Genomic DNA, 14,263 nt, shown 5'->3' on the forward strand with positions numbered 1-14,263 from the left:
GCCACGGCCAGAGCCGAGGTGCCTCCGCCGATGTTGGCCTGCGAGGCGACGGCCGCGGTTTCCGGATCGATACGCAGCAGGCGCGCGCCCGCGAAGGTGAACAGCCCGTGCACGGCGACCAGCGTGGTCGCGAAGCCCAACAGCAGCAGCCCGGTGCGCCCCAGGCCCACCAGGCGGACCACGTCGCAGAACGCCCCGATCACCGCCAGGAACAGGTAGACCGCGAACATCCCCAGCACACGCGTGCCGCGCAGCGTCGCGAAGACCGGGAACTGCGCCAACGCGAGCGCGAGCGCGGTCAGAATCAGGATAGACGGCACGTTCCAGCCGGCGTCCGCGAGCGCGGCGGACGCGTAGTTGGAGAGGTAGAGCGCGGCGAAACCCAGTCCCAGCAGGATCGCGAGGTCCAACGGGTGGACCGTTTCCGTGTCTTCCGCGACGCCGGTGACGTCGTAGTCGGGATCGGCCGCCGGTTGGGAGCCCTCGCGCGTGCGCCATAACGGCAGCACCAGCCGGGGCAACGCCAGGGTGGCCATCATCCAGACCGCGGTGAGGATGTTGTCCACCACCACGGTGCCCGCGAACAGCGTCCCGTCCCGAACCACGTCGTAGCCCAGCGCGACCGCGTTGAAGTTGATCGACCCGCCTATGTAGGTGCCGACCATCACCCCCACCGACCCGATCAGAAAGAGCGCGATGATGGGCAGACCGGCCTTCAGCACTTCCCGGAGGCTGATGGGCAAGACCAGCCAGAAGATCGCGAGCGGCGCCAGGTAGGCGAAGATGGCGTCGTAGACCGGCACCGGCGCCTCGGCGCTCGAGCCCGCCGGTATCCACCCCAGGTTGGCGACCACCGCCGTGACGAGGATCACCAGCAACGCAGTGCCGAAATGCCGGAAGAAGGTACGCCGTACCAGATACTCGGTCGCGACCACCAGCGCGCACAACGCCGCCAGCACGTACAGGGAATCGTGCGTCATCGCTCCTCGCGGGACTGTCGGCGGCCGGGATTCGGGCGCGCACAATAGATCCGCGGCGATGCGCCGGCCAGTCCACGCCGGGCACACAAACGTCTTGACAAAAAATACTTGTCAACGCATCATGGGGACATGACGACGACGAGCGCAACCACCGAACCGACCCCGATCGCCTTCCTGGAGGGGCTGGAAGGCGCGGTGCTGCTGAGGGATCCCGAGCGGCGCAGGCTGGTCGACGAGCTGCGCGAGCTGCCCGATTCTGCGGCCGGCCTGGCTCAGCGCCTGGGTCAGACCCGCCAGCGGCTGAACTACCACCTGCGGGCGCTGGAAGAGGCCGGGGTGCTGGAGCTGCACCAGGAGCGGCTGAAGGGGAACTGCCTCGAACGGATCCTCCGCCCCACGGCGACCAGCTATCTGGTCGACCCGGGGGTGGTGGACGGCGTTCCGGCGCCAGACTCCGCGGGCGACAGGGCCTCCGCCGCGTTCCTGCTTGCGCTGGCCGCGCGCGCCGTGGCCGAGCTCGGTCGGCTGTGGCGGAGGGCGGGTCGCGAGCGCAAGCGCCTGGCGACCGCCGGAATCGAGTCGCGCGTGCTGCTCGCGCGCCCCGCCGACATGGAAGCGTTCGTCGCCGATCTCACCGACGCCGTCGCCGACGTGGTGCGGCGGCATCACGACGACCGTGCAGGGGCGCGACCTTTTCGCGTCCTAGCGGCCGCCTATCCGGAACCGGCCGTGGACAACCCGGCCCAAGACGAAGGACGGATGCAATGAACGACGTACGGAGTGCGCCCGCCGAGGCCGAGCAGGCCGCCGCGAGCGAAGGACGGTCCGCGATCGGCGAGGTGCGTATCGACGCCCCGATCGAGGACGTGTGGCAGGCGCTCACGGACCCGGTCGAGCTGGCTCGTTGGTTCCCGCTCAACGCAAAGGTAGAGCCGGGGCCCGAAGGCTCGATCTGGATGTCCTGGCTCAACGAATTCGTGGGAACGAGCCGCATCCTGGCTTGGGAGCCACCTACGCGGCTGCTGACGACGTGGGGCGAGGTCGATGGCGGGCTGGAGCCCGGGCAGCGCACCGAGTACGTCCTTCGAGCCTCGGGCGGAAGCACCTTCCTGAGGGTGGTCACGTCGGGCTTCAGCGACGACCCGTCGTGGGACGCCTGGCTGGAGGGGACGCGGCGCGGCTGGCGCTTCGAGCTGTCCTCGCTCAAGCACTACCTGGAGAGCCACCGCGGGCAGGATCGCGAGGTGGTCTACCTGCGCCGGCGCGTGGCGCTTTCGCAGGCCGTAGCATGGGAGCGGCTGACCGGGCCCGGAGGCCTGGATCCGAGCTCCTTCGGGGGAACCGCAGTCGACGAAGAGCCGCCGGTGCAGTATGCCGCGCTGACCGAGCGGCCGCGGGGCCTTCTGCGGATGTCCATGGAGCCGTGCCACGACGGGCCGGATGGCCGCGACGTCACCCTCTGGCTGTCCGTCTGGGGAGACCACGGCGCGGACCTGAACGCGCTGAAGTCCGACTGGACGGACAGGCTCGAGCGACTGTTTCCGGAGGGCAGGTTCGCCTGAGGCTCCGGCCCCTCCCCGCTCCCAGCGATGGGACGTTTGACCGGGCGCCTCCGCCGGACCATGCTCCGGACGGGGGCGCCCGTCTCGTCGTGGGCGCGTGACGGCCAGGACCCGACCTTCCAAACGGCGGTGGCGCACCGCAGGAGTCGCGCAGGTGAGATCGAGCCAAGGCGCCACGGCGTGGGCGTTCGCGGCGGCGGCAGCGGTCGTGACAGCGGCGCCCTGTGCGCTGGGCGCGCAGCAGCCGGCGGACACCGCGGCCCCGATGGCCGGATTCGAGCGCCTGATCGGGGCGTGGCGTTCGGGGTCCACGGTGCAGGTCTTCGAATGGGGCCCCGGACGGCTCGCGGTGCGCGCGCGCTCGCACCTTACGGCCGAGGAGGGCTCCCGGCAGGTCAGCGAGGGCCTCTTCCTGCACGACCCGCTGCGCGACGAGGTGCGCGGGTACTTCGTCGCCGTCGAGATGCCCGTTTCGTACTTCGAATACTCCGTGGACTGGCAAGGCGACGTCCTGGTCGCCGAACTCACCACCACGGACGTGGAAGGGCGGACGCAGCGGTTCATCGAGCGCTGGAGCTTCGTGGAGGCGGACCGGTTCCTCTGGACGCTTCTGGCGGGCGCGGACGGCGCCGACTCCGCGCCCATCATGAGCGCGGAGTTCGAACGCGTCGTCTGGCCGCCGGAGAATCTCGACGAGGACGCACCCGAAGGAGAGCGGTGAGCTCGCCGGATCTCGCTGGTGGACAGGCCTCGCTGGCTGTTCGAGCGGTTGGCGTCGCCTCGGCTCAGGCGTCGCCCCCCTCTTCCGCCAACGGGGCCGCGAATCCGACGAGCGTCCCGCAGGGTGCCATGACGAAGATCTCGTCCATGCCGTAGAAGGTCTGCCGCCTCGGCACGACGACATCCGCGCCTGCCAGCGCCGCCACGACAGGATCCAGGTCGTCCACCTTGATGAACAGCGTGGCGACGCCGGCGGCGAGCCTGTCGGCCAGTCCCGGGTGCCCGGGCGCTTCGGCCTCGAGGTCGTCCTGGATGCTCGCGCGCGACTGATACATCACCACCACGTCACCCTTCTGCAGCATCGCGAACCCCGTCCCTTCACCATGCGGCACGGTTGCCACCACCTCGAACCCGAAGCGGTCGGTCCAGAAGGGCAGGCAGGGGTCGACGTCATCGACGGTGATGAGAGGCGTAACGTCGTTCATTGGGCCGGCCTCCGAAGGCGGGGTCGAGCGTGAGCAAAGGGGCCGGCAGGGCGACGCCCCGCCGACCCCATCGAGGTCGATGCTCAGCGCACGGTCCTACCCACCCAGCTCGAACCGCACCCGGGCGTAGTAGAAGCCGCCGTTCATGCCGAACTGCGTGACCCGGCGGCTGAACGGGAAGTTGCCGTTGCTGATGTTGGCGTCCTTGGTGTGCCCGTCCGGGAAGGTGTTGAAGATGTTATTGGCGCCCACCTGCAGCATGACGCCCTCGGCGAGATCGACGCCGATGTCGGCGTCCACCAGGAACTTGGCGCCGAAGTCTTCGTCGTTGTCAGGATTCGTAGGCCGGTACAGAACCTCGCCGAAGAAGTTGCCGCGCAGGCCCACGTTGACGTTGCCTCGATCCCAGCGCGCCGACGCCGTGGCGTTCTGCTTGGGCAGCGCGGTCTCGAGCCGGTTCTGCTCCTCGCGGTTGAACAGCACGACCGCGATCGCCGAGTCGACTCCCGCGGTGAAACGGTCGGCCATCGTCTGCGGGACGTTGATCGCCGTCACCTCGGTGTCGGTGATGTTGGCCGACCCGGTCAGGTTCAGCGTGCCGCCGTTCCAGTCGGTGACGTAGTTGATGACCAGGTCGCCGCCCACCGTCCGCGTGTCGACCGCGTTGGCGAAGAACTGCGCCTGCCCCACGCCCAGCGACGCAAACGGCGCGAGGATGTCCGCCACGTCATCCCCGATGTCGTCGTTGCCGTCCGAGAAGCGGCTGGTCAGCACGACGCGGTCGTCGATCGTGATGTAGTAGAAGTCGCCCGTGACCGACACGTTGCTCGCCGGGCGCCACGTGAATCCGCTGGACACGTTGATCGACGTCTCCTCGGTGAGCTCCGGCACGCCGAACGCCTTGGTGACCGGGCTCACGTTGTTGGCGGTGAGGACCCGCGCCGGGACCAGCTCGTTGGTGGCGGGATCGATCACGAACTGGGTGCTGACGGCGTTGAACCAGATCTGGTTCAGCGACGGCGCGCGGAAGCCGTTGCTGACGGCGGCGCGCAGCGCGAAGTCCTCGGACAGCTCGGCGCGCGCTGCGATCTTGCCCGCGAACGTCTCGCCGAAGTCGCTGTAGTTCTCGAAGCGGCCGCCCGCATCCAGTTGGAAGGCGTCCGAGAACTGGGTCTCGAGGCCTATGTAGGCCGCGACGCTGTTGCGGCTCCGGTCCACCTCGGCGGCCGTCTGGAAGCCCGGGAATACCTGCGAGCCGGACTGCTTGGGCCCGCCGCTCGAGGTCGTGTCGAAGTCGACCCCCGGAACGCTGCCGCCGTTGCCCAGCGAGAACGACTCGAACTGGCCCGCGCCGAGCTGGTAGTTCTCCATCCGGAACTCGCCGCCGGCCACCAGCGAGAGCGACTTCACCGCGCCCTCGGTGTCGATCAGGCGTACCGCGTCGAAGTTCCCCGTGGTCTCCCTATAGGCCAGGTTGCCCGCGTCGAAGGACGTGGGGCTCGCGGCACCGAGCGAGGCGTTGTTCGTGTTCTCGATGTTGAACCGGAAAGAGTTCTGTCCGTGCGCCACGCTCAGATCGAAGTCCCAGGCGCCCTTCCTGCCGCGCAGGCCGCCGGTGAAGGCGCGGTCCGTGACCTGGGTGTGGATCTCGGGCAGGAAGCCGTTCGGGAAGATCTCGAAGACGACCCGATCTTCCTGGATGGGCCGCCTGTAGAAGCCGGTCGCGATGCCGTTTCTCTGCGTGGCCCCGCCGAACACGTAGAGCTCGGCGTCGTCGGACACGGGGTAGGCGCCGTTGAAGAACGCGTGCCCCACGATCGCCTCGCCCTGCCCCGTCTTCATGCTCATTTCTTCGCGGGTAAGGCCGGCGGCGGCGATCGCGACGTCGTCGGCTTGGCGATCGTCGAAGAAGAGGGCGCCCTGGAACGGGTCGGACCGGTCGGTCCGCTCGCGGTTCAGGAACTCGCCGGTGACGTTGAAGTAGCCGGCGTCGCCGACCGGGAAGCCGAAGTTGGCGTCTGCCTTCACCTGCTCGCCGTCGCCTTCGCCCGTCAGCCCCGTCTGGACGTTGCCCACGAACGCGTCGGTCTGGCGCTTGAGCACGATGTTGATGACGCCCGCGATTGCGTCCGAGCCGTACTGCGACGAGGCGCCGTCGCGCAGCACCTCGATGCGCTCGACCGCGGCCATCGGGATGGCGTTCAGGTCGACGCCGACGGTGCCCCGCCCGAAGGTGCCGTTGACGTGGGTCAGCGCGCTGTGGTGCCGGCGCTTGCCGTTGATCAGCAGCAGCACCTGGTCGGGCCCGAGGCCCCTGAGGCTGGCCGGGTCCACGTGGTCGGTGCCGTCCGAGATGGTCTGCTTCGACGCGTTGAAGGACGGCACGATGTCGCGGATGACCTGCGCCAGCTCGGTCTGCGGCGACTCCTGAATCTCCGCCGCGGTGATGATGTCGACCGGCACGGTGGTCTCCAGCGCGGAGCGCTGCGTGCGCGTACCGGTGACGACTATCTCGTCGATGCTGAGCGCGCCCACCGATAGCTGGAAGTCCACCGTCTGGCTTTCACCGACGCCCACCGTGACGGTGCTTTCGCCGGCCTGGTAGCCCAGATACTGCGAGCGGATCGTGTAGGTGCCGGGCGGAACCCGGAGCGTGTAGCGCCCGTCCGAGCCGGTCAGGACGCCGCGCGCGGTGCCGACCACGAAGACCGGCGCCCCCACGAGCGGCTGCTGGGTTGCGGCGTCCACGACCAGGCCGGAAATCGTCGCCCCCTGTGCGGCCCCGGGTGACGCTACGGCGAGCAGCGAGAGAACGGTCAGCGTCAGATGCCGGATGCGTCTCACGGTCACCTCCTAGCGTTGGGAGAGTCCACGCCTCGACCCAGCCCGCACGGGCGCCGGTGCGAGATTGCCCTGCTGGCCGCCGCGCGCGTCCCGAGCGGCGGCCAAGGCTGCACTAATCGTTTCGCCTAAAACCACTTGCGTCAACCGCGATCACGCCGTCGGCGTATACGAACAACGGATTGACCTCCACTTCCGCGACATCCACGTGGGCGCTCAGGCAACGAGCGACGCCCCTGGCGACCGCCGTGACCGCGGCGAGATCGGCGCGTGCGGTGCCACGATAGCCGAACAGTACGGGACCGCGCCGAAGACCGCGGCAGAGGTCGATGACCTCGGCTTCGGACACCGCTCCATCCGCCCCGAGCGGGAGCAGCCCGACGTCTCCAAGGAGTTCTACGTCCGTGCCGCCCAAGCCGAGCGTCAAGATCGGCCCGTAGCTCGGGTCGCGGCGCGCGCCCACGATGAGCTCGGCGATGGGCGCGGGGTGCTGCGGCGAGATCAGCGCGCCGTCGACTTCGACCGGCAGCCCGGCTCGGCGCAGAAACGCCTCGGCGGCCGTCCGGCACTCCCGGAACGCCGTGAGGAGGCCGTCGACGTCGTCCAGGCCCAGGCGCACCGCGCCAGCCTCGGTGCGGTGCGGCAGGTGCGGGGACACGACCTTCAGGACGCGCCGGCCGTCGTGCTGCGGCAGCGCCCGGATCGCGGCCTCGTCCGCGCACAGCGCGGCCTCGCCGAAGGGAACGCCCTGGGCGGCGAGGAGCTCGCGCGCCTCGGTCTCCGAGAGCGCCGCCGCGGACCTGTCCGCGGGAGACCGCCTCTCGACCTTCGGCGCGAGCACCGCCGGCGCGGCCGGCGACGCCAACGGGGCACCGCGCTGCCACACCGCGGACACGGCGCGCAGCCCGGTCTCCAGAGAGGCGGTCACGGGCACACCGTCTTCGATCAGCCGTCGGAGGGGCGCCGGCCCCCGCGCCGCGTATAGCGAGTGAACGACCAGAGGAACGGCGCCGGCGCGTGCCGAGGCCGAGATGGCGCGCGCGGCGCGCAGCTCCTCCCCCGCGAGGTCGGCCGAGAACCGGATCGCGTATCCTCCGAAGAGACCCGTCACGAAGAGCGCCGCGCAGCCGGCGTCGCGCGCGATGAGCTCTACCGCGCGGGCCAGCACGGCCGGCTCGCGGTCCGCCGCGCCGGCCACGTCGATCGGGTTCGACACCGCTGCGGCCGGGCCCAGCAGGGCGCGCAGCGCCTCCTCCGTACGCCCGTCCAGCGCCGCCAGCGGGACCTTGTTTGCGGCGAGCTCGTCGGCCGCCAGCGTGGCGTGGCCGCCGCCGTCGGAGAGCACGACCACACCGACGGTGCGCTCGCCCCCGGTCCGACGCCGGACGGACGCGGGGGCGGGCGCCTGGAGCGCCAGCGCCTCGGCCACCGTGAGCAACTCGTCCGAGCGGCGCACCTCCACGATGCCGGCGGCCCGGGCCACGGCGCTGAAGACGTCGTAGGATCCAGCCAGGGCCCCCGTGTGCGACAGCGCGGCTCGTCGCCCCGCGTCGTGCTTTCCTCCTTTCAGGGCCACCACCGGTTTCCGCTCGGACACTCGCCTGGCCACCTTCGCGAAGGTCTCTCCCTCTCGCATCCCCTCGACGTACAACGCGATCGCCCGCGTGGGCTCGTGGTCGCCAAGGAAGTCCAGGTACTCGTGGATGGCCACGTCGGCCTCGTTGCCCGGGCCTACATATACGGAGATGCCGAGCGGCCCGGTCGAGGCCGACGTCATGAGGTCGAGCGCGAGGTTGCCCGATTGCGAAACCACCGCGAGGCCGCCGGGCGGGTGCGGCTCGCCGCCGACGAGCTGCAGGCGCCGATGGGTGTTGACCAGACCCGACGTGTTCGGCCCCACGATGCGGATACCGGTGTCCTTCGCGGCGGCCACCAGGCGGGCCTCCAGGTCGGCCCCTTCCGGCCCCGACTCGCGGAAGCCCACTGCCGGAACGACCGCCCCGCGCACGCCCGCCTCTCCGAGCGCGCGCGCTGTCTCGGGCACCTTGGCGGCGGGTAGCGCCAGGTAGGCCAGGTCCGGCGTCGACGGCAGCTCATCGATCGAGCGCGCGACGGGCAGACCCAGCAGCCCTCCGCCCCTGGGGTTCACCGGGAGGATGTCACCCTTGAAGCCCGCGTTCAGCAGGGCCGCGACGGCGTGGTGGCCGCGCTTACCGGGGTCGGCCGAGGCCCCGACGATCGCCACCGATCGGGGCTCGAAGATCGGACTCAGCGGGTGCACTGGTCGCGCGGTGTCAGGTTACTCGCCGCGAAACACCGGGTCGCGGCCCTCGGCGAAGGCCCGCACGCCCTCCTCCCAGTCCTCCGACGCCATGCACTCGGCGAGCGCCTCGGCCTCGAGTTGCAGCGCCGTCCCGGGGTCGGCGCGCGCGGCGCGATCGAGCACGCGCTTGGCGAGCCGCAGGGAGATCGGAGCGTTTGCCGCCAAGGACGCCGCTAGTCCGAGCGCGATCGCCAGCGCGGCCTCGGCGGACTCGGCCAGCCGGTTCGAGAGGCCGAGGTCGTGCGCTTCCAGGCCGGTGAAGAAGCGACCGAGAAGGATCAGCTCGGACGCGCGCGCGTAGCCCACACGGCGCGCGAGCGTATAGGAAGTGCCGCCGCCGATGAACGTGCCCAGCGCCACCTCGGGGAAGCGCAGCTTGGCGTCCGCCGCCACGACGAGCAGGTCGCAGGAAAGCGCCAGCTCCAGTCCCGCGCCTATGGCGTGCCCGTTGACCGCGGCCACGACCGGCTGCGGGAGCGTCTGGATCGCGCGGTAGACGCGCTGCCCGGTGTCGATGTAATCGCCGCGCTCGTCGGCGGTCGGTCTGCGCTCGCCGTAGGCCTTGAGGTCGGCCCCGGCGCAGAAGGCGCGGCCGGCGCCGGTGAGCACGACCGCGCCGACCTCGCCGTCGGCCGCGGTATCAGCCAGCAGGGCCTCGAGCGTGCGGTACATGTCGATGCTCACCGCGTTCAGCCGATCCGGCCGATTCAGGCGAACCGTGCGCACGCGGTCCTCGGTCTCGAAGACGACCGGAGCGGAGGTCACGCGCTCGCCGGCGAAGCCGCGGGCCGCTGCCCGGAGGCGCCTGCGCCGTCTGTCCGCCCCCTCTCGCGCGTGTCCAGGACGTGCTGGACGAACTGAATGGCCATCGCGCCCTCGCCCACGGCGGAGGCGACGCGCTTCATCGACCCGGCGCGCACGTCTCCGGCTGCGAAGACGCGCGGCAGGCTGGTCTCCAGCAGATAGGGCGGGCGTTCGAGCGGCCAACCCGGGGGCTTGCCCCCGTTCGATGAGAGGTCCGTGCCGGTGAGGATATAGCCTTGCTGATCCCGCTCCACCGCGTCCGCGAGCCATTCGGTGTGAGGCTCGGCGCCTATCAGCACGAAGAGCGCCGCCGTCTCGAGGCGCTCGGTCCGGCCGCTTGCGCGCTCCCTGACGGTGATCGCCTCCAGCCGCTCGCCACCGTTCGCGTCGACGACCTCGACGCCCGTCCGAACGCTGATCCTGGGCGACTGCTCGAGCTCGGTGATCAGGTACTGGGACATGCTCTGCTCGAGCGATTCGCCGCGCGCGAGGACGGTCACCGACGCGGCGTACTTGGCCAGATTGACGGCCGTTTGTCCGGCCGAGTTTCCTCCGCCCAACACGCACACGCGCTGATCCTGCATCGCGCGCGCCTCGCTGGCGCCCCCGCAGTAGAACACGCCCGCGCCGATGCGCTCCTCGATCTGGGGAATATCCAGGCGACGCCAGACCACTCCGGGTGCCAGTATCACGGCCCGGGCGCCGACCTCCCGACCGACCGCGACCCGGATGCGGAGCTCGCCGTCCTCCTGTCGCAGTCCGGTGGCCTCCCGCGCGAAAACCATGTTGGCGCCGAACAGCCAGGCCTGCTCGCACGCGCGACTCGCGAGGTCTTGCCCGCCGATCCCCCAGGTGAAGCCCGGGAAGTTGCGGATCCGGGAGCTCATGCCGGCCTGACCGCCCGAGACGGACTTCTCTAGAACCAGGGTGTCGTGACCCTCCGACGCCGCGTAGACGGCCGCGGTCAGGCCGGCGGGACCGGCCCCTACGATCGCTACGTCGTAGGTCCTGTCGCCGGGCAGGGTGCCGCCGCCGAAGCCCGCGATTAGCTCGGCGTCGGTGGGCTGGACCCAGACCCGGCCGTCGTGCCGCATCACGACCGGCAGCCGGGATTCGTCGACGCCGGCTTCTTCGAGCAGCTCGCGGCCCGCTGCGGAGTCGTCCTCGTAGAACCCGAAGGGCATGTTGATGCGGCTGAGCATGTCCCGGATCTCCAGAGCGCGCGCGCTCTGTTTCGGTCCGACGACGCGGTACATCATGAAGCTCGGTTCGTGCCCGGCCGACCACGACGCGAGGAACTCGCTGACCGCCGGATAGAGCGCCTGTACCGGATTCCAAGGCCGCGCCAGGTGGTAGTCGATCTGGCCGAGGGTCATCGCTTCCACGGTGGGATTCTCCGCCGTGTAATCCCGCTCGATCAGTAGGATCCGCTTGGCGTGCTGGTGAACGGCGTGTGCGCGGGTCAGGAAGTCGACGCCGGACAGCCCGGCCAGCTCCTGATCGGCGATCAGGAGCGCGACTGGAGCCGACTCGGACGCCAGCGACCCGAGGGTTGCCATCCCCGCCTCCGGGTCGCGCGCGGCGAGGATCCGGCAGTCGTTGCCAAACCTGCGCTCCAGGTCGCTCTGCAACTGGCCCAGGACGGACTCTTCGGAGACCGCCAGGAAGATTATCGGTTGTTCCATGCGTCCCCCGGGCGAGTGCGTCAGCCCGATGCCATGGGCACGAAGTAGGTGCGATCCGCCCAGCTGAAGGTCATGCGGCCGCCCGACTCGTCGCCCTCGATGCCGATCGTGAAGCGCTCGAAGGGCTCGGCGCTGGTCTCCCACTCCATCGGTACGCGCACGAAGTCCTGGGCCTCGTCGTACACAGTACCCCACTGGCCGGTCTGCGAGTTGATGATCAGCTCCGCGCTGTCGCTGGTGTAGGTGGACCACAGCGTGTACTCGCCCGCCGGGATCGTCGCCCCGCCGATCTGCACGTCCGCCGTCGTCCAGAACATCGTGGCCGAGTTGGCTCCGGTACGCCACGTCACGTCGTACGGAACCAACGCCCCCCAGATCTCACGGCCCCGCATCGCGGGCTGCGAATACGCCACCTCCAACTCGCTCCCGGCGACCGCCGCCCGCGTGGTGTCGGCCGGCGACGGCACTCCCAGTCCCTCTCCAGCCGCGTCTCGCGCGCCGAAGTCCGCCGCCAGCGCTTCCAGATCGAGCGCGGTCGACGCCGCGTCGGACTCCAGCTTCACGGTCGTTTCGCGTCCGGTGACCCTCTCGAGCACGCCATCGGCCGAGCGCACCACCAGGATCGGGTTGCCGAAGTACAGAACCGCGACGGTGTCCCCGCCCCGCCTCACGAGCCCCGAACCCGTGGGCCGACTCGCCAGCGGATTGATGAAGCTCAGCGGCAGCTCGTCGGCGTCGGCGAGGCGCTTCGTGACCAACTCCAGGATGCTGGGAGGGGCCGGGATGTTGGGCGGAATGGGCGTGGCGCCTGGCGGCAGGGATATCGCCGACCTGGTGGTGTCGGAGCCGGTAACGACCACGACGTCCGCGCTGTCGCCGCGAGCCGTGTACTCGTAGGATCGCGCGGACCCCGCACCGGCGTTGGTTGCGGGTGTCGACAGCGTGCCGGTGAGCCGTCGGATCCCGCCCTCGCCGTCCAGCTCGGCGGTGTAGCTGTGCACCCGCGTGAGGGGAGTGCGCACGATCCAGGTGCCTTCGATACGATCCCCGGTGACCGTAAAGCGCTCGATACTGATGGTGTCGGCTCCGAGCATCTGCACGAACGTGCGCTCCAGGCCGGTGTCAGCGGCCGGGGCGCAGGAGGTAGCCACGACGGCGAGCGCCGCGGCGAGCACGTAAACGGGAATGGGACGCATGCGAATAGCCTCCTGGCTGAGGGTCGAGGCGACGGTACGCGTAGTCGAGCGGGGCGGCAAGCCGCGCCAATTCGGTGGGCGGCTCAGGCGGGCGTGGCCTTACCTCAGCTTGGCCCACGGCGCGGCCGGACTCCTCGCGGACGCCATCCTGGCCCGAGCGCTCAGCGCACGATGACCGGCTGGGCGGCGGTGGGGGTCGCCGCGCCCCCCGCCGGGTCCGCCGACCCGCCCTCGACGGCCGCGCTAGCGGCGGCGAGCTGGTCGGCCAGCGCCGCCGCCCCGGTGCCTCCGGCGGCGCGTTTGCGCGCCACCGACCGCGCGGGATCCAGCAATTCAGCCAGCCGCAAGCCTGTCGCGCGCGGGCCGAGCTCCGCCAGCGCATCGTCCCCCAGCGCCGCCAGGGGCACGCCGCCGGCCTCCGCCCGGCGTACGAGCGCGCCCACCGCCCCGTGCGCTTCCCGGAACGGCACGCCCCGCTCCACGAGGGCGTCCGCCACGTCGGTCGCCAGCATGGCCGAGTCGACCGCGGCTGCGCACCTGCCCGCGTCCATGGCCAGCGTGGCCACCGTTCCCGTGACCGCCGGCAGAACATCCGCCAGCGAGTCGAAGGCCCGCAGCAGCGCCTCCTTGTCCTCCTGCAGGTCCTTGTTGTAGCCGCTGGGCAGCGCCTTGAGCATCGACAGCAGGCCGGTCAGGTCGCCGATCGCGCGAGCCGCGCGCGCGCGCGCCAGCTCCAGCGCGTCCGGATTGCGCTTCTGCGGCATCAGTGACGATCCGGTCGAGAAGCGCTCCGAGAGCCTGACGAACCCGAACTCCGACGACGCGTAGGTGATCAGATCTTCGGCCAACCGGGACAGGTGCACGCCCAGCAGCGCCGTCACGAACAGGAGCTCGGCCGCCCAGTCGCGATCACCCACGGCGTCGATGCTGTTGGGCGACACGGTGCGAAATCCGAGGACTTCCTTGAGCAGAACGCGGTCCACCGGGAAGCCGCTGCCGGCCACGGCGCCCGAGCCGAGCGGCAGCGCGGCGACCCGCTGGCACGCCTCGGCCAGGCGCTCGCGGTCGCGCGCGAGCGGCCACAGGTGAGACAGGAGCCAGTGCGCGGCCGACACCGGCTGCGCGCGCTGCAGGTGGGTGTAGGCGGGCATCAACAGGTCCGCGCTGGCCTCGGCCTGCGCCAGCAGAGCGCCCTGGAGTCGGGCGATCTGCCCATCGAGCCTGCTGGCGGCGCCCAGCGCCCACAGCCGGGTGTCGGTGGCGACCAGGTCGTTGCGCGAGCGGCCGGTGTGGAGCTTGCCGGCGAGCTCGCCCAGCTCTTCGCCCAGTAGCCGCTCGACCAGGGTGTGGATGTCCTCGTCCGGCGCCGCGGCCCAATCGTGCTCGGACCAGGCGCCCAGTCGGCTCCTCACGGCGGCGAGTCCGCCGCGCAGGCTGCGCGCCTCCGGCTCGCTGAGCGCGCCCGCCTTGGCGAGCGCCGTGACCCACGCCTGGCTCGCGCGCAGGTCTTCGCGCCAGAGCCGGCGGTCGACCGGCAGCGACCGGTTCAGCCGGTCCAGCTCTGGCGCGGGGCCCTCGGAGAACCGGCCGCCCCACATGCGGTGCGTCGTGTCCACCCGCGCAGGTTCCGGGGTGGCCGACCCCGTACCGCCGGCGCCCGGGCGGGC

At 70.8% G+C, this 14,263-nt stretch carries 12 protein-coding genes; 4 read left to right on the forward strand and 8 right to left on the reverse strand.

Going from position 1 to position 14,263, the window contains the following annotated elements; all coding sequences use genetic code 11:
• Positions 1-980 (reverse strand): DUF819 family protein (locus tag ABFS34_05440; GenBank protein MEN8374874.1); only part of this gene is annotated, 980 nt, incomplete at its 3' end.
• A 129-nt stretch (positions 981-1,109) separates the two neighbouring features.
• Here ABFS34_05440 and ABFS34_05445 point away from each other — a divergent pair.
• The 3 genes from ABFS34_05445 to ABFS34_05455 all read left to right on the forward strand — a co-directional run bounded on the left by ABFS34_05445 (position 1,110) and on the right by ABFS34_05455 (position 3,263).
• Positions 1,110-1,748 (forward strand): winged helix-turn-helix domain-containing protein, encoded by a 639-nt coding sequence (locus tag ABFS34_05445; GenBank protein ID MEN8374875.1) that lies wholly within the window; start codon positions 1,110-1,112, stop codon positions 1,746-1,748.
• On the forward strand, positions 1,745-2,542 hold the full coding sequence (locus ABFS34_05450; GenBank protein ID MEN8374876.1) for an SRPBCC domain-containing protein: 798 nt from the start codon (positions 1,745-1,747) through the stop codon (positions 2,540-2,542). The genes ABFS34_05445 and ABFS34_05450 overlap by 4 nt, the downstream gene beginning before the upstream one ends.
• Before the next feature lie 154 nt (positions 2,543-2,696).
• Entirely contained in the window at positions 2,697-3,263 is a 567-nt protein-coding gene (locus tag ABFS34_05455) for a hypothetical protein (protein MEN8374877.1), read from the forward strand.
• 64 nt (positions 3,264-3,327) lie between these two features.
• On the opposite strand, the gene ABFS34_05460 is transcribed toward ABFS34_05455, so the two are convergent.
• The 6 genes from ABFS34_05460 to ABFS34_05485 all read right to left on the reverse strand — a co-directional run bounded on the left by ABFS34_05460 (position 3,328) and on the right by ABFS34_05485 (position 12,596).
• Positions 3,328-3,747 (reverse strand): VOC family protein, encoded by a 420-nt coding sequence (locus tag ABFS34_05460; protein MEN8374878.1) that lies wholly within the window; start codon positions 3,745-3,747, stop codon positions 3,328-3,330.
• Positions 3,748-3,843: 96 nt separating this feature from the next.
• On the reverse strand, positions 3,844-6,591 hold the full coding sequence (locus tag ABFS34_05465; GenBank protein ID MEN8374879.1) for a TonB-dependent receptor: 2,748 nt from the start codon (positions 6,589-6,591) through the stop codon (positions 3,844-3,846).
• Between the two features lie 112 nt (positions 6,592-6,703).
• Entirely contained in the window at positions 6,704-8,833 is a 2,130-nt protein-coding gene (locus tag ABFS34_05470; GenBank protein MEN8374880.1) for an acetate--CoA ligase family protein, read from the reverse strand.
• Positions 8,834-8,887: 54 nt separating this feature from the next.
• A complete protein-coding gene (locus ABFS34_05475) occupies positions 8,888-9,676 on the reverse strand; it encodes an enoyl-CoA hydratase/isomerase family protein (GenBank protein ID MEN8374881.1) in 789 nt (262 codons plus the stop codon).
• Positions 9,673-11,400, reverse strand: a complete 1,728-nt coding sequence (locus tag ABFS34_05480; GenBank protein MEN8374882.1) for an FAD-dependent oxidoreductase — start codon at positions 11,398-11,400, stop codon at positions 9,673-9,675. Before ABFS34_05480 ends, ABFS34_05475 begins: the two co-directional genes overlap by 4 nt.
• A gap of 20 nt (positions 11,401-11,420) precedes the next feature.
• Positions 11,421-12,596, reverse strand: coding sequence for a DUF2911 domain-containing protein (locus ABFS34_05485; GenBank protein ID MEN8374883.1), 1,176 nt, complete (start codon positions 12,594-12,596; stop codon positions 11,421-11,423).
• Between ABFS34_05485 and ABFS34_05490 the strand changes: the two genes are divergently transcribed.
• Positions 12,595-12,771: a hypothetical protein gene (locus tag ABFS34_05490; protein MEN8374884.1), complete on the forward strand. Its 177-nt coding sequence runs from the start codon at positions 12,595-12,597 to the stop codon at positions 12,769-12,771. The two genes, ABFS34_05485 and ABFS34_05490, sit on opposite strands and share 2 nt — an antisense overlap.
• On the opposite strand, the gene argH is transcribed toward ABFS34_05490, so the two are convergent.
• Positions 12,758-14,212: an argininosuccinate lyase gene (argH, locus tag ABFS34_05495; protein ID MEN8374885.1), complete on the reverse strand. Its 1,455-nt coding sequence runs from the start codon at positions 14,210-14,212 to the stop codon at positions 12,758-12,760. The genes ABFS34_05490 and argH overlap by 14 nt on opposite strands.
• Positions 14,213-14,263: the final 51 nt, after the last annotated feature.

It is taken from the genome of Gemmatimonadota bacterium (assembly GCA_039715185.1).
Lineage (GTDB): Bacteria > Gemmatimonadota > Gemmatimonadetes > Longimicrobiales > RSA9 > DATHRK01.

Excerpts from the sequence above, each read along its gene's own strand:
- ABFS34_05445 (MEN8374875.1), top strand. The coding sequence starts at position 1,110 with ATGACGACGACGAGCGCAACCACCGAACCGACCCCGATCGCCTTCCTG.
- ABFS34_05450 (MEN8374876.1), top strand. The coding sequence starts at position 1,745 with ATGAACGACGTACGGAGTGCGCCCGCCGAGGCCGAGCAGGCCGCCGCG.
- ABFS34_05460 (MEN8374878.1), bottom strand. The coding sequence starts at position 3,747 with ATGAACGACGTTACGCCTCTCATCACCGTCGATGACGTCGACCCCTGC.
- ABFS34_05480 (MEN8374882.1), bottom strand. The coding sequence starts at position 11,400 with ATGGAACAACCGATAATCTTCCTGGCGGTCTCCGAAGAGTCCGTCCTG.
- ABFS34_05490 (MEN8374884.1), top strand. The coding sequence starts at position 12,595 with ATGCGAATAGCCTCCTGGCTGAGGGTCGAGGCGACGGTACGCGTAGTC.
- ABFS34_05485 (MEN8374883.1), bottom strand. The coding sequence starts at position 12,596 with ATGCGTCCCATTCCCGTTTACGTGCTCGCCGCGGCGCTCGCCGTCGTG.